Raw genomic sequence first — 19,528 nt, 5'->3', positions numbered from 1 at the left:
AGGCCGTGCCATCGAGCAGACCAACGGCAATCAGCCCTGCGCACTGAAACGGTCGCGGCTGTTGGTCAGGTGCAGCCACATCGCCGCGCGCGCTGCGTCCGGGTCCTGGCGCTTGATCGCATTCAGGATCGCTTCGTGCTCCAGATGCGCCAACTGCCCCAGCTTGCTCAGATCCGCCGCCCCACGCTCGGCCGCGTTGAGCCGCTGACGCGGAATCATCGCGCTGCCCAGATGCTGCATGATTTCGCTGAAGCAGACGTTGCCGGTAGCTTCGGCGATCAGCAGATGAAAACGGCGATCCGCCTCGACGCAACTGTCGTTGCTGTCCAGCAGACGCTGATAGTCATCCAGCGCCTGGCGCATGTGCAGCAATTGCTGTTCGCTGCGCCGTTGCGCGGCCAATGCGGCGGCCTGAGTTTCCAGGCCCATGCGCAACTCAAGAATGCTGCGCACGCCGAGCGCGGTGTCGACATTCAGGCGCAAGCCCTGCTCGGCAGCGCGTTCGATGACGAAAGTGCCGATGCCGTGCCGCGTCTCCACCAGCCCTGACGCCTGCAACTTGGAAATCGCCTCGCGCACCACCGTGCGACTGACGCCATGCTCCTGAACGATAGCGTTCTCCGACGGCAGCTTGTCGCCGGGCGACATCTGGCCGAGCAGGATGCTCTGGGTGAGTTTCTCCACCAGATCATGGGCGAGGTTGTGCGCACGTTTGGGCGCGGGAGCGTCAAGGTCTACTTGCATGATCAATTCCGGTCATCGGGGCTTGCGGATCGTAGCACTGCGCGGTGGCTGACGAGATTGATTTTAGTCCTGGAACAGACACCAACTTGTATGACAACACTCAAGAAAACAGGAAATATGTGATTCCCGACAGACACAGGAACAAAGGCGGATAGCAGTTTCCTTAACACTGACGACCAACCATTCCTCCATAAAACCCCAACAAACATGGACAATTTGACAAAAAAGCAATAAAAAACCTGCCCGCCAGAAAAAATTGATCGCCACACCCCACTTGTAGGACAAAAAATCTCAGTTGTATGATGTCTAGCAACAACGCAGCACCCAGCCCTACCCCGCATAAAAATAATCAGTGGGAGAAAACCAAGTGAAAACCTCCGTCTCCGGGATCAACGAGGGCGTCGATTCGACACTCGCGTCCGCCATCTCGAAAGTGAAACGCCACGTCCTGCCGCTCTTCGTGATCATGTTCATCGTCAATTACATTGACCGGGTGAACATCGGTTTCGTCCGCACTCACATGGAACATGACCTGGGCATCGGGGCGGCCGCCTACGGCTTCGGCGCCGGTCTGTTCTTCATCGGGTACGCGCTATTCGAAGTGCCCTCCAACATGCTCCTGCAAAAAGTCGGCGCGCGTATCTGGCTGACCCGCATCATGCTCACCTGGGGCCTGGTCGCCGCCGGCATGGCATTCATCCAGAACGAAACGCACTTTTACATCCTGCGTTTTCTGCTTGGCGTGGCCGAGGCCGGATTCTTTCCCGGGGTGATCTACTACTTCACTCGCTGGCTACCCGGCGCCGAACGCGGCAAGGCCATCGCGATTTTCCTCAGTGGTTCGGCGGTGGCCTCGTTGATCTCCGGCCCATTGTCCGGCCTGCTGTTGCAGATCAACGGCCTGGGCATGCACGGCTGGCAATGGATGTATTTCATCGAGGGGATGTTCTCGGTCGGGCTGTGCGTGTTCGTCTGGTTCTGGCTCGACGCGAAACCCCACGACGCGAAATGGCTGACCCGCGCCGAACAGGACGCACTGGTCAACGCCATCGATGATGAACAGAAGGCCCGCGAAGCCGCGACGCCGATCCGCCCATCGATGGGCAAACTGCTCAAGGACCGGCAAATCATCCTGTTCTGCCTGATCTACTTTTTCATTCAGCTGACCATCTACGCCGCGACGTTCTGGCTGCCGAGCATCATCAAGAAAATGGGTGAGATGAGTGACTTCCAGGTCGGGCTGTTCAACTCGATCCCGTGGTTGCTGTCGATCGTCGGCATGTACGCCTTCGCCGCTTTCTCGGCCAAATGGAAGCACCAGCAGGCCTGGGTCGCCACCGCGTTGTTGATCGCCGCGGCGGGGATGTTCATGTCCACCACCGGCGGGCCGATTTTTGCCTTTGTCGCGATCTGTTTTGCCGCGCTCGGCTTCAAGTCCGCCTCGTCGTTGTTCTGGCCGATTCCGCAGGCGTATCTGGATGCGCGAATCGCCGCAGCGGTGATTGCGCTGATCAACTCGGTGGGCAACCTCGGCGGCTTCGTCGCGCCGACCACCTTCGGCCTGCTGGAACAACACACCGGCTCGATTCAGGGCGGCCTCTACGGTCTGGCCGCGACCTCGATCATCGCCGCGATCATCGTCTTCGCGGCCCGCACCACACCAAAACCTGCTGCTGACCTTGCCGTGGCCGAAGCCGCGCCGAAGCACGCCTGAATTCTGTCTGATTAGGATCAAAACCATGACTGCACACGACACCGCCAGAGCGCCGATCATCACCGACATGCAGGTGATTCCAGTGGCCGGCCACGACGGCATGCTGCTCAACCTGAGCGGCGCCCACGGGCCGTTTTTCACCCGCAATATCGTCATTCTCAAGGACAACGCCGGGCACACCGGCGTCGGTGAAGTCCCCGGTGGCGAGCGCATCCGCCAGACGCTGGAGGACGCTCGCAGCCTGGTACTCGGCAACCCGATCGGCAACTATCAGAAGATCCTCAATCAGGTGCGCCAGACCTTCGCCGAGCGTGACGCCGGCGGCCGTGGCCTGCAGACGTTCGACCTGCGCATCACCATTCACGCAGTGACCGGACTCGAGGCCGCCCTGCTCGACTTGCTCGGCCAACACCTCGACGTGCCGGTCGCGGCGCTGCTCGGCGAAGGCCAGCAGCGCGATCAAGTGAAGATGCTCGGTTATCTGTTTTACGTCGGTGACCAGCGCGAAACCAGCCTCGCCTACCGCAGCGAACCAGACGCCGATAACGACTGGTTCCGCGTCCGCCACGAGAAGGCCATGAGCGCCGAAGCGGTGGTGCGTCTGGCCGAAGCGGCCCAGGCAAAATACGGTTTCCAGGATTTCAAACTCAAGGGCGGCGTGCTCAGCGGTGATGCGGAAATCGAAGCCGTGACGGCACTGGCCGAACGTTTTCCCGAGGCGCGTATCACGCTTGATCCGAACGGTGCCTGGTCACTGAAGGAAGCGATCCGCCTGTGCCGCGATCAGCATCATGTGCTGGCTTATGCCGAAGACCCTTGCGGTGCGGAAAACGGTTACTCGGGGCGTGAAGTCATGGCCGAATTTCGCCGCGCCACCGGGCTGAAGACGGCGACCAATATGATCGCCACCGACTGGCGTGAAATGGGCCACGCCATTCAGCTGCAGTCGGTGGACATCCCGCTGGCCGACCCGCACTTCTGGACCATGCAAGGCTCGGTACGTGTCGCGCAGCTGTGCCATGAGTGGGGCCTGACCTGGGGCTCGCACTCCAACAACCACTTCGATATCTCTTTGGCGATGTTCACCCATGTCGCGGCCGCGGCACCGGGCGACATCACCGCCATCGACACGCACTGGATCTGGCAGGACGGCCAGCGCCTGACCCAGGCACCGCTGCAAATTGTCGACGGTTGCGTGCAAGTACCGCAGAAACCGGGGCTGGGCGTGGAGCTGGACATGGACCAAGTGGCCAAGGCTCATGAGCTGTATAAAGGCATGGGCCTCGGTGCGCGGGATGACAGCGTGGCGATGCAGTTTTTGATTCCGGGGTGGACGTTCGATAACAAGCGGCCGTGTCTGGTGCGCTGAACGCTGATCTGCAGTCCACTGCCGTCCCTGTGGGAGCGAGCCTGCTCGCGAATGCGGTAAAACAGCCAACATTTTTGTCGTCTGACACACCGCTTTCGCGAGCAGGCTCGCTCCCACAGGGGGATTTGTTTCAAGCCGAGAGGTGTACCAGCCACTGCTTGAAAGCCGTCATCGCCACCGTCTCCGGCCGTGACTGCAGGCGCGTCAGCCAATAACTGCCGGTGGTGATTTCAATCGCAAACGGCTGACGAATCACATCCGCCGCCAATTGCCGGGCGAACATCAGCGGCGGTGCCAGCGCTACGCCGCTGCCCTGCAGCGCGGCCTCCATCATCGCCAGCGACGAGTCGAACACGATGCTCTGCGGCGGCGCGGCGTGGGTCGCCAGACCGGCGGCTTGAAACCACTGCGGCCATTCATCGGTGCGATACGAGCGCAGCAAACGCTGCTGCAACAGGTCACCCGGGGATTGCAACTGCCGGGCAATTTCCGGCACGCACAACACCGACAGTGGCGCATCGAGCAAGCGCGTGGCCTCGATGCCATGCCACGCCCCGGCACCGAAACGAATCGCGTAATCCAGTCCTTCGGCGGCGACATCGACCCGGTTGTTGTGAGTCGACAGCCGCAAATCTATGAGCGGATGTTTCGCCTGGAAGTCTGCCAGCCGTGGCAGCAGCCAACCGACCGCAAAGGTTCCGACGGCTCCCACGGTCAGCATTTCCCGATACTGACCGCCGGCCAGCCGCTCAAGCAACTGCGCGATGTGATCGAACGAAGTGGTCAGAACGGGCAACAGAGTCTCCCCTTCACTGGTCAGCATCAGCCCACGGGGCAGGCGTTTGAACAGGGTGACGTTGAGTTGCGCCTCAAGGCTTTTGACCTGATGGCTCACCGCCGCCTGAGTCACGCATAACTCCACGGCGGCGCGGGTGAAGCTCAAATGACGCGCTGAAGCTTCAAAAGCGCGCAGTGCATTGAGCGGCAGTTGAGGTCGAATCATGCCCATTCCCAAATTTTTCTAATGGCTAATGCGAGATTTCATCGTTTGTCGATCATCGCCGGACTGCCTAAATTGACGGCGCTGATCAGTCGCCCAACAAGAAGATCGCCCGCAGTGTAGCGGGATATCACCCTCAACACTCATGGAGAGTGGGTCACACATGTCCTTCATCAACCCGAGAAAAGTCAATATCTGCAGCGCATTTGGCGTGATTTTCGCTGCTACCACGTGCATGGCCGCCACACCCAGCGACGAGCAATTGCAAGCCCTGGTTAATAAAGCCGTCGCCCCGGTGATGCAGCAACAACAGGTTCCGGGCCTGGCCGTGGCTGTCACCGTCCACGGCCAGCCGCATTACTTTAATTACGGCGTCGCCGCCAAGGACACCGGACAGAAAGTCAGCGAAAACACCCTGTTCGAAATCGGCTCGGTGAGCAAAACCTTCGCCGCGACCCTGGCGGGCTATGCGCAGGCGACGGGCAAACTGGAACTGTCGACCAAGGCCAGCCAGATCTGGCCAGAGCTCAAGGGCAGCGCCTTCGATGGCATCAGCGTGCTGCAACTGGGCACCTACAGCGCTGGTGGCCTGCCGCTGCAATTCCCTGACCAGTGGGATTCGGCGGAGAAGATGCTCGGCTATTACCAACAGTGGAAACCGAGCTTCCCGGCCGGTAGCCAGCGTCTTTACTCCAACCCGAGCCTGGGCCTGTTCGGCTATCTGGCCGCCAAGACTCTTGGCCAGCCCTATGATCAGGCGATGAGTGAAACCTTGCTGCCGAAACTGGGCCTGCAACACACCTACCTGCAAGTGCCGAAAGCGCAAATGAGCCTGTATGCACAGGGCTACGACAAGAACAACCAACCGGTGCGCGTCACCCCGGGCGCGATGGATGCGCAAGCCTATGGCGTGAAAACCAGCGCCGCCGACATGCTGCGTTACGTTCAGGCCAACCTGAAACCGGCAAGCCTCGATACTCCACTGCAACAAGCCATCGCCAACACCCACACCGGTTACTACAGCGTCGGTGACATGACTCAGGGCCTGGGTTGGGAGATGTACCGTTACCCGATCAGCCTCGACCGCTTGCTGGCCGGTAACAGTACGGAAATGGCCATGCAGCCGCATAAGGTGAAGTGGCTCAACCCGCCGCAACCGCAGGCGGATAATGTGCTGCTGAACAAAACCGGGTCTACGGGTGGCTTTGGCAGTTACGTGGCGTTTGTGCCGTCGAAGGATGTCGGCGTGGTGATTCTGGCGAACAAAAACTTTCCGATTCCGGAGCGGGTGAAGATTGCTCACACGATCCTCAGCGCTTTGGCCGACTGAAAATCAAATGATCGCCGCCTGCGGCAGCTCCTGCACCGGCCCCATGTAGGAGCTGCCGCAGGCTGCGATCTTTTTGGCGGACAATAAAAATGGGCGACCTGTAGAGGTCGCCCATTTTTTGATTCAGGCCATGCCATCAATCATCCGGCATTTCCGGTGGTTTGCTCGGTTTCGCCGGTTTGCTCGCCTTGGCACCCTTCTCGCCTTTCTTGGCTGCCGGCTCGGCTGTGGTGGCCTTGGTTTCAGCGACCGTTGGTGCGCTGATTTCCTTTTCGCTGGCCGGCAGTGCATCGACGGTATCGAAGATTTTCTTCAGGTCCACCGATTTCGCTTCATCGCCCGAGGCCGAGAGTTTGGTCTCGCCATCCTTGCCCAGCAGGAACACTTTCGGGTACGCCCCGGCGCCGAGCTTCAACGAACGCAACAGGGCCATGGTGTCCTGCTGCCCAAGGTCCTTGCCATCAAGCTGACCGGCCATATTGAGGATGGTGTAGACCTTGATGTTGCGGTCAGTCACACCTTTCTTGTTCGCCGGATCTTCCAGCGACTTTTTCAACCCCACCCACACGGGGTCGACGGTGCTTTGGGCGATCACGATCAACGGTCGGGCCCGTCCCATATCCCCGGCTATGGGCGAATCGTTGTCAGCGGCGAACAAGGGACCGGCAATCGCCAGCAAGAGTGTCAGGGTCAGTGACCTGATGAGCATGCGCATCTCCTTTTGATATCCACGCTCTAATGATTGCGCATCGCGGCGATTGTTCCGGACCTGTGCCCGGCAAATATGTTTCGCCTTGTCAGAAGCTTAGGTCAGCCGCGTCATTGCGCAACCGCATCGGCGTAATCGTGACGCGCATTTGATTACGTTTTGTGAGCGCATTAGGCTGGCTGTTCCGCCCATGAAAAGGAGTTCAGCCCATGCACATCGACTACCTGTGTGATCACCCGCATTTGATTGAGGAACTGGCCGAACTCAATTTCAAGGAATGGGGCGAATTCCGCGACGGCGATACCCTTGAGGCTCGTACCGAACGGATGCGCGCCGCCTGCGGCAAGGGTGCGGTTCCCAGCGTGGTGGTGGCCATTGAAGACGGCCGATTGCTCGGTGGCGCGCTGTTGATCGACAGCGACATGAAGATCCGCCCGCAACTGACGCCGTGGCTGGCGGGGGTTTATGTGAAGGCTGAAGATCGCGGACGCGGAATTGCTTCGCAACTGGTCAAACGTATTGTTGAAGAAGCCAGAGCGTTGGGCGTACAGACGTTGTATCTGTACACCGATGCGGCGCAAACACTGTATGCGGGGTTGGGTTGGGAGGTGGTCGAGGATCTGGTCTACGAGGATTTGCCGGTGACCGTCATGAAATTCAACATCCTTCATACCCCAGTGTAGGAGCTGCCGCAGGCTGCGATCTTTTGATCTTGATTGTAAAAACGAAGATCAAAAGATCGCAGCCTGCGGCAGCTCCTACATCAGAACGCCAGTTTATAGCCGATCAACAGCAACATGGTCGCCAGACACGGGCGCAGCAATTCATCGGAAATGCGCCCGGTCAAGTGGCTGCCCAGCCAGATGCCCGGCAGCGAACCCATCAGCAGGAAACCCAGCACGCCCCAATCCATGTTGCCCATGCTCGCGTGGCCAAGACCTGCAACCAGGGTCAGCGGCACAGCGTGGGCAATTTCGGTGCCGACCAGACGCCGGGTTGGCAGCAGTGGATAGAGAATGAACAACGCAACCGTGCCGAGGGCGCCGGCGCCGATCGAGGTCAGGGCGACCATGGTGCCGAGGATCAGACCGGTGATCACGGTCATTACGTTCAGGCGCGCGCCGCTCGGGTTGTAGTTGCCGCCCGCACGGTTATGGGCGAATTCCAGCAGGCGCTTCTTGAACAGAATCGCCAGCGCGGTGGCGAACAACACCCAGCCCAAGGCTTGCTTGATGATCGCGTTCATCGCCTCGGGCGCGGTGTGCAGACTGCTGAGAAACCACAAGGTCAAGGCGACTGCCGGCACGCTGCCAAGGGTCAGCCAACCGGTGATCGCCCAATCGATGTTGTTGTTCTTCTTGTGAACCAGCACGCCACTGGATTTGGTGATGGCCGCGTACAACAGGTCAGTGCCCACCGCGGTTGCCGGGTTGATACCGAACCACAGCAGGATCGGCGTCATCAACGAACCGCCGCCGACACCGGTCATGCCGACAATAAAACCCACCACCAGCCCGGCGATGACCAGGCCGAAATTTGCCAATTCCATTAAGACGTCCAGAAAAACGACAGGAAAAATCTGGCCCGCAGCATAGCGATTTTTCATATAACCACATATATCAATGCGGTCTATCGTTATGCCCGATTCCTACATCTAACACTGTAGGAGCTGCCGGAGGCTGCGATCTTTTGATCTTGATTAAAAGACAAAATCAAAAGATCGCAGCCTCCGGCAGCTCCTACAGTGGAGGTGTGGTTCAGTGCTGGCGCCGGCCCGGTTTGAAACTGTGATGCCGGTTGATCCACACCGTCGCCAGCGCAATCAGCGACAGGATCAACAGCGCCCACGGAAACGACATCGCTCCCGCCCGATCCAGCAGCAACCCGCCAAACAGGCCGCCGCCGGCAATTGCCACGTTCCAGGACGTGGTGAGCATTGCCTGCACCACGTCCACATGCTCGCCGGCCGAATCCGCCGCAGCCGTCAGCAGCAACGTCGCCGAGCCGCCGAATGACAGACCCCACACCGCCATACAGGTGTAGATCAGCCACGGCGACGGAGACATCAACGCCAGCACCAGTGCAGTCACGGCAAACACCGCGAGGCTGATCAGGGTCAGCCAGCGCAGCCAGCGATCCACCAGCACGCCGATGATCCAGATTCCGACCAGCGAACACAGACCAAACACCAGCAGCACCAGATCGACACGCTCGGCCAGCCCGGCCTGCATCAGGAAAGGCGCAATGTAGGTGTAAAGAATGTTGTGCCCGAGCATCCAGGTCAGCACCACGAACAGCACCGGCCGCACGCCCGGCAGGCGCAATGACTGCAGCAACGGCAGGCGTTCGGCGCTGGACTGGCCCGGACGATCAGGCACCGCCAGCACAATCCACGCCGCCAGTACCAATGCGAGCGCCGACATTATTCCGAACGACGCACGCCAACCGATCAGATTGCCCAGCCACGTCCCCGCCGGGGTGCCCAGCGACAGCGCCACCGGGGTGCCCAGCATGGCGATTGCCAACGCCCGTCCTTGCTGATGCACCGGCACGATCCCGCGGGCGTAACCGGCCATGATGCCCCACGACAGTCCTGCGGCCATCCCGGCGAGAAACCGCGACGCGAGGGTCAGGCCGTAATGGCTGGAGAACGTGGTGATGGTGTTGAACAGCAGGAAACCACCGACCGTCATCAGCAGCACCCGGCGCCGTGGCCAGCCCCGGGTGGCCACGGTCAACGGAATCGCCGCGACAATCGAACCCAGCGCATACAGCGTCACCAGTTGCCCGGCGAGCACTTCACTGACGCCGAGCCCGGCGCCGATCTGCGGCAGCAGCCCGGCCGGCAGGGTCTCGGTGAGGATGGCGATGAAGCCGGTCATGGCGAACGCCAGCAACGCGGCGTACGGCAGTTTTTCTGTACGGGCGACGCGGTCGATGCGGTTGAAGTCGGTGCTTGCGGAGTCGGTCATGACAGGTGCAGCTCCCTTTGAGTCAAATGTGACGGAGGATTGTATACAACCTATCCATCATGACTGACAACACTTCCCTGTAGGAGCTGCCGCAGGCTGCGATCTTTTGATCTTGATCTTAGAAAACAAAATCAAAAGATCGCAGCCTGCGGCAGCTCCTACAGGGATTACTGCACCGGGAGGAAATTCAGAAACAGCAGGCTCTGCGCGTAATTCAGGCCAATACGCCGGTAACGCTCGTCGAGCATCTGCGTCAGCAAGTCGAGCCGCGCGACGATCTTGCCGAATTCGGTGGCGAAGCTCAGGTTGCTGCCCTCCTCCGAGATTTCATTGGAGAACAGCAGCGGCTGGCCTTCCTTGTTCTGCCGCTGGGCCAGAATCCACGTGGCTTTCTCGATATTGCGCGCGGCGTTGTAGACGAAGGTCGGGTTGATTGCATCGGTCATGTAGAACTCGATGCGATTGCCGTGGGCGGTGACCAGCATGCTGCCGATGGCATAGATGAAGGCGCCGACCCGATCCCCGAGAAACTCCGGACTCATCGCATAGCTGAGCGCCGCCAGATCTTTGCGCCCGCCCAACACCGGTAACGGTTGCTGCTGCTCGACCGCCAGGCGCACCTGTTTCACCGCCGTGTTGATGTCGAGGAAGCCCGACTTGCGCAGTTCTTCCGGGTTGCGCAAATACAGCTTGCCCATCAACCGATAAAGGCTGTTGAGGTTGTCGCGCATCGCCAACGTGGCCATGCGATCGACGCTGGTCTGCAGGAATTCCTGCGGTTGACCGTCACGCATCTGAGCGATGAAACCGTTGCCGGTCTGGTGCGTGCAACCGCTGACAAACAGCGATGACAGACAGGCCAGCAGCAGACATGGGCGGCGAACAAATCGGATGATCGGGTGAAAAGCTCTCGGCATGGATTCTCGAACGGGCACATTCCTGCGCGGCGGGCGTCGCCGCATCCTGGCCATGGATAGAGCCGGCAATTGCAAAAAAGTGCAGTGGCGGATCTGCCCGGTTGATTGGCGGCGAATGAGCGCCAAGCTAATTAGTCAGTCTTTATTGTTGAAATACACGTTCAATCAGCTATAAATCTTTTCCACACGCGAAAATAGATTGACTAGTGCCGTGTAGGAGCTGCCGAAGGCTGCGATCTTTTGATCTTGATCCTGAAAAACAAAAGTCAAAAGATCGCAGCCTTCGGCAGCTCCTACAGGGGAATTGTGGTGTTTTGAAAACAACAACAAAAAGGAAGGTCAACCATGCTTCAATCCCGACACCTGCTCTCCGGCCTCGGACTGTCCCTGATGATCGCCACCCTCTCCGCCAACGCGGCCGGCCTCAGCGCCGAACACAAAGCCTTTGGCAAAACCAATGACGGCACGCCCGTCGAGCAATACATCCTGCGCAACAGCCACGGCATGCAGGCGACCGTCATCACCTACGGCGCCACCTTGCAATCGCTGCTGGTGCCGGACAAGCACGGCAAAGCCGCTGACGTGGTGCTCGGTTTCGACGATGTTCAGGGTTACCAGAAAGGCACGGCGTATTTCGGCGCGACCATCGGCCGTTTCGGCAATCGCTTGGCCGAGGGTGCATTCGAACTCGACGGCAAGCGCTATCAAGTGCCGCAGAACGACAAGTCCAACGCCTTGCATGGCGGTACTCAGGGTTTCGACAAGAAAGTCTGGAAAGCGCAGGAAACCAAGGATAAGGATTCAGTCGGCGTGACCCTCACCTATCTGTCGGCGGACGGTGAAATGGGCTTCCCCGGCAATCTCACCACCGAAGTGACCTATCGCCTGACCGACAACAACGAGTTGCGCATCGACTACAAGGCCAGCACCGATAAACCGACGGTGCTCAACCTGACCAACCACAGCTACTTCAACCTCGCCGGTGCCGGCAATGGCGACATCCTCAAGCAGGTGGCCACCTTGCACGCCAGCCATTACACCCCGGTCACCGGCAAGCTGATCCCGACCGGCGAACTGGCGCCCGTGGCCGGCACGCCGATGGATTTCACCCAGCCCACTGCCATCGGCACCCACATCAAGGCTGATCACCCGCAGCTGAAATTCGCCGAACCGAAACAGGGCGGCTTTGATTTCAACTGGGTGCTGGACACAAAAGGTGATGTGAGCAAAGTTGCCGCCGAGGTCAGTGATCCGCAATCCGGACGGCATCTGCAGCTGTTCACCAGCGAGCCGGGCGTGCAGTTCTACACCAGCAACTTCCTCGACGGCACGGTCAAAGGCAAGGGCGGCAAGGTCTATCCGCACTGGGGCGCGTTTACCCTGGAAACGCAGCACTATCCGGATGCGCCGAATCAGCCGGACTTCCCAAGTACGCGTCTCGATCCGGGGCAGACTTACAACCACAGTGTGGTGTTGAAGTTCTCCGCTAAATAGCACCGGCCTTGTGGTGAGGGGATTTATCCCCGATGGGTTGCGCAGCAACCCTGCTTCTTGGGGGCGCTACGCGCCCATCGGGGATAAATCCCCTCGCCACAGGTTCATCGCCCTCCATTGGAACCCCTGCGCTATCCTGCTGCCCACTAAGGTATGACCATCAGCACAGGAGGTTTGAATGCGTACCCTTGAACTGGCAGGCGTGCAGGTTCCAGTGATCGGCCAAGGCACCTGGCGCATGGGCGAAGACCGCTCGGCGCACTCGCGTGAAGTGTCCGCGCTGCGCCAAGGCATCGAACTGGGCATGACCCTTATCGACACCGCAGAAATGTACGCCGAAGGCGGTGCCGAATCTGTCGTCGGCGAAGCCATCGCGGGCCTGCGCGACCAAGTGTTTCTGGTGAGCAAGGTCTACCCGCACAACGCCAGCCGCAAAGGCATTCCGCAAGCCTGCGAGCGCAGTCTGCGCCGGCTCGACACCGATTACATCGACCTCTATCTGCTGCATTGGCGCGGCCAGTATCCGCTGGAAGAAACCGTCGAAGCCTTCGAACGCCTGCGTTCGGACGGCAAGATCGGCCGTTGGGGCGTGTCGAATTTCGACGTCGATGACCTCGAAGAACTGGCCAACCCGGCCTGCGCGACCAATCAGGTGCTGTACAACCTGGAAGAGCGCGGCGTCGAATTCGATCTGCTGCCATGGTGCCAACAGCAACGCATGCCATTGATGGCGTACTGCCCGATCGGTCAGGGCGGTGCGATGCTGGCCGAACCGGTACTCAAGCAGATTGCCACTCGTCACAAGGTGACCCCGGCACAGGTTTCACTGGCGTGGATTCTGCGCCAGGATGGTGTGATTGCGATTCCCAAGGCTGTGCGACCGGAACACGTGCAACTCAATGCACAAGCGGCGCAGTTGCAACTGGATGCCGGGGATCTGGCGGCGCTGGACCAGGTATTCAAAGCGCCACAACGCAAGCAGCGGCTGGCGATGGTCTGAGTCGCTGGCTGCTGGCGAGGTCTTCGTCATGAGAAGCACTGATCAGTACGACCCGTTCAACCTGCAGCGTTTCGTCCAGGCGCAGGATCCGGTGTTCGAACGGGTCCAGCGTGAGCTCAGCGAGGGGCGCAAGCGCAGCCACTGGATGTGGTTTGTGTTCCCGCAGTTCGCCGGGCTGGGTGGCAGTGAAATGTCTCGACGCTTCGCCATTCAGTCTGCCGAAGAGGCGCGGGCCTATCTGGCCCACGATTTGCTCGGTGCACGGCTGCGCACCTGCACGCAACTGGTGCTGAACATCCGTCAGCGCTCGATAGCCGAGATTTTCGGCCACCCCGACGACCTGAAATTCCACTCCTCGATGACCCTGTTTGCGCAGTTCAGCGCCGACGACTGCCCGTTCGCTCAGGCACTGGAGCGCTACTTCCACGGCATCCTCGACGAATGGACCCTGCAACTGCTGGACTCAAAACAGGCCTAGTTGGCCCCCGATCAGGGTTGAAAAATCGTCGTCGACAAACGGCAGAATCGCATCCGCCACCGGTTGTAGCTGGCGGGTGATGTAGTGGTCGTAGTCGATCGCGGCGCGGCGCACTTCCAGCGGTTCCGGCCCGGCCAGGGTGATGACGTAACTGATCCAGCCGCCATTCTGGTACTGCCGTGGGCGCCCGTGCTGCGCGTTGTAATCATCGGCCAGTCGTGCCGCCCGCACATGCGGCGGCACGTTACGTTCGTAGTCATCAAGAGTGCGGCGCAGGCGCTTGCGGTAGACCAGTCGTTCATCGAACTCGCCGGCCAGGGTTTTGCGCACGTAATCACGCACGTAATCCTGATACGGCTTGCGCTGGAAGATCCGTTCGTAGAGTTCCTGCTGGAACTGCCGGGCCAGCAGTGACCAGTCGGTGCGCACGGTTTCCAGGCCCTTGTAGACCATTTCTTCGCTGCCATCAGCGCGGGTCACCAGTCCGGCGTAGCGTTTCTTGCTGCCCTCCTCGGCGCCGCGAATGGTCGGCATCAGAAAGCGTTTGTAGTGGGTTTCGTACTGCAATTCGAGGGCGCTTTGCAGGCCGTATTCTTCCCGCACGTGCTCGCGCCACCAGTCGTTGACGTGCTTGACCAGCGCTTGGCCGATCTGCGCCGCCTCCTCCTGACCGTGAGGCCGGCGCAGCCAGACGAAGGTCGAATCGGTGTCGCCATAGATCACCGCATGGCCCTGCGCTTCGATCAGTTGACGGGTGCGCAGCATGATCTCGTGGCCGCGCAAGGTAATCGACGACGCCAGACGCGTATCGAAAAACCGGCAGCCGCTGGAACCGAGCACGCCGTAGAACGCGTTCATGATGATCTTCAGCGCCTGCGACAGTGGCGCGTTGTGCTCGCGTTTGGCGGTCTCGCGACCTTCGGCGACCCTCGCGACAATCGACGGCAAGCAATGCCGGGTGCGCGAGAAACGCGCGCCGCGAAAACCCGGAACCGAATCGGCATCGTCCGGGTGCTGCAAACCTTCGATCAGCCCCACCGGGTCGATCAGAAAGGTGCGGATGATCGACGGGTACAGGCTCTTGTAATCGAGCACCAGTACCGACTCGTACAGCCCTGGCTGTGAATCCATGACGAAGCCGCCCGGGCTGGCCTGCGGTGGATTGGTGCCCAGGTTGGGCGCTACGAAACCCTGGCGATGCATCAGCGGCATATACAAGTGGGTGAACGCCGCCACCGAGCCGCCGCTGCGGTCCGCCGGCAGACCAGTGACGCTGGCGCGTTCGAGCAAAAACGTCAGCAGTTCGGTCTTGGCGAAGATCCGCGTGACCAGTTCGCAGTCCTTGAGGTTGTACTTGGCCAGCGCCGGTTTGTCCTCGGCGAACATGCGGTTGATTTCGTCCATGCGCTGGTACGGGTTGTCGATCGCCTTGCCCTCGCCAAGCAGGGTCTGGGCGACGTTTTCCAGGCTGAACGAAGGGAAACTCCAGGTCGCCGAACGCAGCGATTCGATGCCATCGATGATCAGCCGCCCTGCTGCCGAGGCAAAGTAGTGCGTGCGGCTGCCGTGTTCGCGCCACTGCATCTCTTCACCGCCACGGCCGATTTTCAGCGGCACGCCGAGGCGCCGCGCGTGTTCGTGGAGGATGCGCAGGTCGAACTGCACGACATTCCAGCCGATGATCGCGTCGGGGTCATGCCGGGCGAACCAGTCGTTGAGCTTTTTGAGAAGGACGGTGCGTGAGTCGCAGTATTCAAGGTCGAAGTCGACCATGCTCGCATCACCGTTCGGTGCGCCGAGCATGTACACCTGACGCTGGCCGCAGCCTTCCAGGGCAATGGAATACAGCTCGCCGGTTTCGGTGGTTTCGATATCCAGCGAGACCAGCCGCAGTTGCGGTCGGTAGTTGGGTTCGGGTTTCAGTTGGGCATTGAGCAAGACGCCGTCGTCATCGGCACTGCCACTGAACAGCACCGGCGCGGTGATGAAGCGCTCCATCAGGTAGCGTTCCGGCGGACGCACGTCGGCTTCAAAGACGTCGACCCCGGCGCGGTTGAGCGCGGTTTCCAGGCGCATCAATTGACCGTGTTGCTGGCAATACAGGCCCAGCACCGGGCGATGTTCGAAATCCTGCAGGGCCAGCGGGCGCAGTTCGACATTCTTTTCATCGTGCAGCAGACGTTCGGCCGCTTCGCGTTGTGCAGCGGGGATAAACGCCACTGACGTCTGCGGCGCCAGACGCACACGGCGCGGCCCGGCGTCGGTCGCCAGCCAGAACTCGACTTCGGTGCCGGCCGGGGTGTCGCGCCAATGCCGGGTCAGGACGAAGCCCTGCTGTAAATCCACCACTGCAACCTCAGGAATTGAATCAGAGGGGCATTCTACGCTGCCATTCACGGGATAACCCCATTCCCTGTGGCGAGGGGATTTATCCCCGATGGCCTGCGTAGCAGGCCCAAAGCCATCCAGTGATATATGTCAGAAAAATCCGGCTTCATGAGTTTGGGGCTACTTCGCAGCCCATCGGGGATAAATCCCCTCACCACAAGGTTTCCCTTCGCGCAGGCTCAGGGGTAGGTATTTTCGGCAAATGACGTTTTTTGCGTGCTATCTGCCGCTTTGCCACCTTGCCCTGCACGCCAGCGTCTACGATGCTTGGAGAACAACGACAACACCTGAGTAACCACCATGAAGACCGTCGCCCAACTGCTCAAGCTCAAAGATCAGAAAAATCAGGAAGTGCATCAGATCAAACCCGATCACATGGTGCTCGAAGCGCTGATGAAGATGGCCGAAAAAAACGTCGGGGCCCTGTTGGTGGTGGAAGACGAAAAAGTGGTCGGCATCATCAGTGAGCGTGATTACGCGCGCAAACTGGTACTGCACGGGCGCTCCTCGGTCGGTACACCGGTGCGCGACATCATGGTCAAGGATGTCATCACCGTGGACACCCACCAGACCGTCGACACCTGCCTGGGCATCATGTCCGACAGACGCCTGCGCCACTTGCCGGTGGTGGAGAACGGCAAACTGATCGGCTTGCTGTCGATCGGCGACCTGGTGAAAGAGGCGATTGCCGAACAGGCCGAGCTGATCAAGCAGCTGGAGCAGTACATTCGCGGGGAATAAGTCCCTCCCTCCTTTAGGAGTGAGCCCTGTGGTGAGGGGATTTATCCCCGATGAACTGCGTAGCGGTCCCGGCTTTTTTGGGGGTGCTTCGTGCCACATCGGGGATAAATCCCCTCACTACAGGATCTTGTGGTGGTCAAACCGGCCAATGCCGGGCAAACACCGGCGCCAGCACCGGGTGCCGGTCAATGCGCTGCAACCACGCGTAGAACCCGGGGCGGGTCTGACGCAGGTGCTCGCGACTCCCCGACCAGCGCGTCACCACCGCTGCCAGCACGTCCAGTGCGCCGGGCGTCTCGTCGTCCAGGTACAACTCGGCGGAAAACTGGTCGGCAAACACTTCCCAACTCCAGTGCAAGCGCTCGCGGGCACCGGCCATCAGATTCTGTCGTGAGGCTTCGTCCGGCATCACCAGCCAGCGTTCGGGGTAATCGATGACGCCGATGGCCGCGTAGCAATTGCTTGCGATGTAGACCATGCCGCGAATCGCCTGATCGCGATCAGTGGCCTCGGCCGGCAACAGGCCGAATCCGGGAAAGCGCAAGCCCAGGTGAATCAGAATCGCCACACTCTCGGTGATCGCACTGCCATCGGGCAACTGCAGGGTCGGCACCTGTTTCAGTGGATTGAGGCGCGCCAGGGCTTCGGCCGCCTCGCTCGAAGCTTCGATATCGATGAAGCGATAGGCGATCTGGCATAACTCCAGCGCTGCTTCGATGGCTGCAGCACCCGAATTGCGATGTCCGTACAGTTGATACATGCCCCCTCCTCGATCTCGACGGATCTGTGTAGCCCTATTTATAGCGGGTGTATCGGCTTTGGCACGTTTTTCCCATGCATTCGCGACTTGCGAATTCAAACCCCGCAAAACCGCGCTGGCGGTGCCCATCCCGCACCAAGAGCAATCATCGAACGCTATCCGCGTTCTTGTAAGGTGCGATACCGGACCAAAAGTTCGCGTATCCGAACTGGCAACAAGGAGGTCACTGCGTGAATCTTCAATCGTTCTGCCGTTTCACGGCCTGTTTATATCCATCCGCGCAATGTCGAGTTCACCTGAACAGTACCGGCCATCCGCGAATTTACGTCATTACCTGAACCTGACAAACGACCACTGTGTTGGCGCTGAATAATGTGCCGACAGCAGCGTGTTATTTATTTTTTAAATAAGACCCATGAAGTTATTGCGCAAGCACTGCGTCAATCAACGATTGCCGAATTGTCGAACAATAATTTCAACTGATTTTTTAATTGCACCAAAAGCGTTCCTGCGCACGCAACTAACGCAGATCCGAAATACTGATTTCATTTAAACAAAAACAAGGAACATGCGCCGTGACCCGCTAAAACATTGACCCGCACCAAATCAGTCCGTCGCGCACCATCAAGCGCCTGGGCGGACCCGAGCTCAGCGGCTCTATCTGGCTAATCCGGCCGATACAGCGCCCGGTCTGACTCGCCTGCAAAAAAGCCCCGGCGTTCGGGGCCGCGGACAGTCATGCACTAAAGAAAACCGGGACATTCTGTAAAACTTATATAAATGCGACATGAGTAACAGCCATGAAATAACCGCGCTACATTTCAGCAATATTTGGCACAGCGGTTGCAAAATGAATCACGACCATTGAAACAATCCATACCGATACAGAACAACACCAGGGAATGGCGAATGAACAAACGAAGTCATTGGCGTTAAACCAGTAAGCCTGCACAAGCCTATTCAATAGATAGTTCAACTATCGGCTTGCTTACACCCAAAAGAAAGTTACACCCACCCACTCGAACATCACCGAAATGTTCGGACGGCACCTTATTGCCCTTCATCAACCCGAGGGAGCTTTAATGAACGATGCGGTAAAGCACAGAACCCTGCCGGGGTCGTTACGGGAAGCGCCAATCCCGCTGTCACCGGACAGGCCAGCCTTCACGGCCAATACCTCGCAACCCGGCGGGTTGAACAAACAGCAAATGCTGTTGCTGGTGGCGGTATCGGCGCTGATACACGGCGGCGCCTGGTGGTTTTTCCAGCAGACCCGGCCCGAGCCACTGCCGACTCCGCCGCAGATTCCGGAAATGACCGTCGAGTTGACCAGCCCGACGCCGCCGGCACCGCCCACACCGGAACCGCCACCGCCACCGCCGCCCCCTCCACCTCCGGAACCGGAACAACCGGTGGAAGACGAAGATGCGGTCAAGCCACCGCCAAAACCGGTGGAAAAACCCAAGCCGATCGAAAAACCGAAACCGGTCGAGAAGCCCAAACCGGTGAAGAAAGTCGAGCCGCCGAAAGCTCCGCCCACCCCGGCACAACCGGCCGCTCCCGCTGCGCCGGTGACACCGAGCGCGCCACCGGCCCCGGCCGCCGCGCCTGGCCCGGTCAAGGAATCGGCAGCGATTTCCGGCCTTGCCAGCCTTGGCAACCCGCCGCCGGAATACCCGTCGCTGGCGCTGCGGCGCAATTGGGAAGGCAGTGTGGTGCTGCGCATTCAGGTGCTGGCCAACGGTCGCGCCGGCTCGGTGACAGTGACCAAGTCCAGCGGCAAGCCGCAACTGGATGACGCCGCCGTCGCGGCGGTAAAGAACTGGAAGTTCATTCCGGCCAAACGCGGTGACACGCCGATTGACGGCTTCGCCACCCAAACCATCGATTTCAAATTGCCGCAATAACGGCA

The 19,528-nt window shown here is 59.7% G+C and carries 17 protein-coding genes; 9 read left to right on the top strand and 8 right to left on the bottom strand.

Features of this window, described 5'->3' with window-relative positions; all coding sequences use genetic code 11:
- Window positions 1-30: 30 nt before the first annotated feature.
- Entirely contained in the window at window positions 31-744 is a 714-nt protein-coding gene (locus ACYZUM_RS06500; RefSeq protein WP_108182265.1) for a FadR/GntR family transcriptional regulator, read from the bottom strand.
- A 367-nt stretch (window positions 745-1,111) separates the two neighbouring features.
- Here ACYZUM_RS06500 and ACYZUM_RS06495 point away from each other — a divergent pair, with 367 nt between their 5' ends.
- Window positions 1,112-2,458: an MFS transporter gene (locus ACYZUM_RS06495; RefSeq protein ID WP_108182264.1), complete on the top strand. Its 1,347-nt coding sequence runs from the start codon at window positions 1,112-1,114 to the stop codon at window positions 2,456-2,458.
- Window positions 2,459-2,483: 25 nt separating this feature from the next.
- Window positions 2,484-3,827 (top strand): glucarate dehydratase, encoded by a 1,344-nt coding sequence (gudD, locus tag ACYZUM_RS06490; RefSeq protein ID WP_108182263.1) that lies wholly within the window; start codon window positions 2,484-2,486, stop codon window positions 3,825-3,827.
- 130 nt (window positions 3,828-3,957) lie between these two features.
- Here the strand turns inward: gudD and ACYZUM_RS06485 are convergent, their stop codons facing one another.
- A complete protein-coding gene (locus ACYZUM_RS06485; protein WP_108184375.1) occupies window positions 3,958-4,830 on the bottom strand; it encodes a LysR family transcriptional regulator in 873 nt (290 codons plus the stop codon).
- Between the two features lie 160 nt (window positions 4,831-4,990).
- Between ACYZUM_RS06485 and ampC the strand changes: the two genes are divergently transcribed.
- Window positions 4,991-6,157 (top strand): class C beta-lactamase, encoded by a 1,167-nt coding sequence (gene ampC, locus ACYZUM_RS06480; protein ID WP_108182261.1) that lies wholly within the window; start codon window positions 4,991-4,993, stop codon window positions 6,155-6,157.
- Window positions 6,158-6,293: 136 nt separating this feature from the next.
- On the opposite strand, the gene ACYZUM_RS06475 is transcribed toward ampC, so the two are convergent.
- The gene (locus ACYZUM_RS06475) at window positions 6,294-6,866 is read right to left on the bottom strand and encodes a DUF4174 domain-containing protein (RefSeq protein WP_041074073.1); all 573 of its coding nucleotides are present in this window, start codon (window positions 6,864-6,866) and stop codon (window positions 6,294-6,296) included.
- A gap of 209 nt (window positions 6,867-7,075) precedes the next feature.
- Between ACYZUM_RS06475 and ACYZUM_RS06470 the strand changes: the two genes are divergently transcribed.
- Complete coding sequence (locus tag ACYZUM_RS06470) at window positions 7,076-7,549, top strand: GNAT family N-acetyltransferase (protein ID WP_108182260.1); 474 nt, start codon at window positions 7,076-7,078, stop codon at window positions 7,547-7,549.
- Between the two features lie 80 nt (window positions 7,550-7,629).
- On the opposite strand, the gene ACYZUM_RS06465 is transcribed toward ACYZUM_RS06470, so the two are convergent.
- The 3 genes from ACYZUM_RS06465 to ACYZUM_RS06455 all read right to left on the bottom strand — a co-directional run bounded on the left by ACYZUM_RS06465 (window position 7,630) and on the right by ACYZUM_RS06455 (window position 10,755).
- Window positions 7,630-8,415: a sulfite exporter TauE/SafE family protein gene (locus ACYZUM_RS06465; protein ID WP_041074069.1), complete on the bottom strand. Its 786-nt coding sequence runs from the start codon at window positions 8,413-8,415 to the stop codon at window positions 7,630-7,632.
- Between the two features lie 208 nt (window positions 8,416-8,623).
- Window positions 8,624-9,838: an MFS transporter gene (locus ACYZUM_RS06460; RefSeq protein ID WP_108182259.1), complete on the bottom strand. Its 1,215-nt coding sequence runs from the start codon at window positions 9,836-9,838 to the stop codon at window positions 8,624-8,626.
- Window positions 9,839-10,005: 167 nt separating this feature from the next.
- Entirely contained in the window at window positions 10,006-10,755 is a 750-nt protein-coding gene (locus tag ACYZUM_RS06455) for a hypothetical protein (protein ID WP_108182258.1), read from the bottom strand.
- A gap of 345 nt (window positions 10,756-11,100) precedes the next feature.
- On the opposite strand from ACYZUM_RS06455, the gene ACYZUM_RS06450 reads away from it, so the two are divergent.
- From ACYZUM_RS06450 to ACYZUM_RS06440, 3 genes are all read left to right on the top strand, one after another.
- Window positions 11,101-12,249, top strand: a complete 1,149-nt coding sequence (locus ACYZUM_RS06450; protein ID WP_108182257.1) for an aldose epimerase family protein — start codon at window positions 11,101-11,103, stop codon at window positions 12,247-12,249.
- A gap of 178 nt (window positions 12,250-12,427) precedes the next feature.
- The gene (locus ACYZUM_RS06445) at window positions 12,428-13,249 is read left to right on the top strand and encodes an aldo/keto reductase (RefSeq protein ID WP_108182256.1); all 822 of its coding nucleotides are present in this window, start codon (window positions 12,428-12,430) and stop codon (window positions 13,247-13,249) included.
- A gap of 28 nt (window positions 13,250-13,277) precedes the next feature.
- A complete protein-coding gene (locus ACYZUM_RS06440; RefSeq protein ID WP_108182255.1) occupies window positions 13,278-13,727 on the top strand; it encodes a DUF1810 domain-containing protein in 450 nt (149 codons plus the stop codon).
- On the opposite strand, the gene ACYZUM_RS06435 is transcribed toward ACYZUM_RS06440, so the two are convergent.
- Window positions 13,713-16,073, bottom strand: coding sequence for a DNA polymerase II (locus ACYZUM_RS06435; protein WP_262949097.1), 2,361 nt, complete (start codon window positions 16,071-16,073; stop codon window positions 13,713-13,715). The two genes, ACYZUM_RS06440 and ACYZUM_RS06435, sit on opposite strands and share 15 nt — an antisense overlap.
- A 342-nt stretch (window positions 16,074-16,415) precedes the next feature.
- On the opposite strand from ACYZUM_RS06435, the gene ACYZUM_RS06430 reads away from it, so the two are divergent.
- The gene (locus ACYZUM_RS06430) at window positions 16,416-16,856 is read left to right on the top strand and encodes a CBS domain-containing protein (RefSeq protein WP_041074056.1); all 441 of its coding nucleotides are present in this window, start codon (window positions 16,416-16,418) and stop codon (window positions 16,854-16,856) included.
- 136 nt (window positions 16,857-16,992) lie between these two features.
- Here the strand turns inward: ACYZUM_RS06430 and ACYZUM_RS06425 are convergent, their stop codons facing one another.
- Entirely contained in the window at window positions 16,993-17,616 is a 624-nt protein-coding gene (locus ACYZUM_RS06425; protein ID WP_041074054.1) for a glutathione S-transferase N-terminal domain-containing protein, read from the bottom strand.
- Window positions 17,617-18,698: 1,082 nt separating this feature from the next.
- On the opposite strand from ACYZUM_RS06425, the gene ACYZUM_RS06420 reads away from it, so the two are divergent.
- Entirely contained in the window at window positions 18,699-19,523 is an 825-nt protein-coding gene (locus ACYZUM_RS06420) for an energy transducer TonB (RefSeq protein WP_108182253.1), read from the top strand.
- The last annotated feature ends 5 nt before the right edge of the window (window positions 19,524-19,528 follow it).

The organism is Pseudomonas sp. m6p, from assembly GCF_055760375.1.
Note: the sequence above shows the minus strand (reverse complement) of the source record. Positions and strands in the feature narration are given on the sequence as shown.

Excerpts from the sequence above, each read along its gene's own strand:
- ACYZUM_RS06455 (WP_108182258.1), bottom strand. The coding sequence starts at position 10,755 with ATGCCGAGAGCTTTTCACCCGATCATCCGATTTGTTCGCCGCCCATGT.
- ACYZUM_RS06440 (WP_108182255.1), top strand. The coding sequence starts at position 13,278 with ATGAGAAGCACTGATCAGTACGACCCGTTCAACCTGCAGCGTTTCGTC.
- ACYZUM_RS06420 (WP_108182253.1), top strand. The coding sequence starts at position 18,699 with ATGAACGATGCGGTAAAGCACAGAACCCTGCCGGGGTCGTTACGGGAA.
- ACYZUM_RS06430 (WP_041074056.1), top strand. The coding sequence starts at position 16,416 with ATGAAGACCGTCGCCCAACTGCTCAAGCTCAAAGATCAGAAAAATCAG.
- ACYZUM_RS06425 (WP_041074054.1), bottom strand. The coding sequence starts at position 17,616 with ATGTATCAACTGTACGGACATCGCAATTCGGGTGCTGCAGCCATCGAA.
- ACYZUM_RS06470 (WP_108182260.1), top strand. The coding sequence starts at position 7,076 with ATGCACATCGACTACCTGTGTGATCACCCGCATTTGATTGAGGAACTG.
- gudD (WP_108182263.1), top strand. The coding sequence starts at position 2,484 with ATGACTGCACACGACACCGCCAGAGCGCCGATCATCACCGACATGCAG.
- ACYZUM_RS06500 (WP_108182265.1), bottom strand. The coding sequence starts at position 744 with ATGCAAGTAGACCTTGACGCTCCCGCGCCCAAACGTGCGCACAACCTC.
- ACYZUM_RS06475 (WP_041074073.1), bottom strand. The coding sequence starts at position 6,866 with ATGCTCATCAGGTCACTGACCCTGACACTCTTGCTGGCGATTGCCGGT.
- ampC (WP_108182261.1), top strand. The coding sequence starts at position 4,991 with ATGTCCTTCATCAACCCGAGAAAAGTCAATATCTGCAGCGCATTTGGC.
- ACYZUM_RS06465 (WP_041074069.1), bottom strand. The coding sequence starts at position 8,415 with ATGGAATTGGCAAATTTCGGCCTGGTCATCGCCGGGCTGGTGGTGGGT.
- ACYZUM_RS06460 (WP_108182259.1), bottom strand. The coding sequence starts at position 9,838 with ATGACCGACTCCGCAAGCACCGACTTCAACCGCATCGACCGCGTCGCC.
- ACYZUM_RS06445 (WP_108182256.1), top strand. The coding sequence starts at position 12,428 with ATGCGTACCCTTGAACTGGCAGGCGTGCAGGTTCCAGTGATCGGCCAA.
- ACYZUM_RS06485 (WP_108184375.1), bottom strand. The coding sequence starts at position 4,830 with ATGATTCGACCTCAACTGCCGCTCAATGCACTGCGCGCTTTTGAAGCT.
- ACYZUM_RS06450 (WP_108182257.1), top strand. The coding sequence starts at position 11,101 with ATGCTTCAATCCCGACACCTGCTCTCCGGCCTCGGACTGTCCCTGATG.